Genomic DNA, 263 nt, shown 5'->3' on the forward strand with positions numbered 1-263 from the left:
ACATAAGAATATCCTGTGATTTTCTCAATATCATCTTGATAAATATGCCATTGATTGTCTTCAAGAACTTGGATAATACCTGGGTGTGACAATCCTATACCCCCTGGTTCGTATCCACCTCCAGTGGTATAAAGTTGATGATGAGCAAACTTTAGGAAATAAAAGTAATTGTAGTGAGGACCGTGTGGACGATACTCCTCCATTTTCTTCATCAATGCTTCATCCTTTGGGTTGGTGTTTTTGGTATAATTTCCTATTCTCTT

The 263-nt window shown here is 37.3% G+C and carries 1 protein-coding gene; it reads right to left on the minus strand.

The annotated features are described in order from the left end of the window. Window positions 1-212: hypothetical protein (locus G3I42_RS36855; protein ID WP_203606391.1), on the minus strand; the 212-nt coding region annotated here is incomplete at its 3' end. Window positions 213-263: the final 51 nt, after the last annotated feature.

It is taken from the genome of Streptomyces sp. SID11385, from assembly GCF_010548245.1.
Lineage (GTDB): Bacteria > Actinomycetota > Actinomycetes > Streptomycetales > Streptomycetaceae > Streptomyces.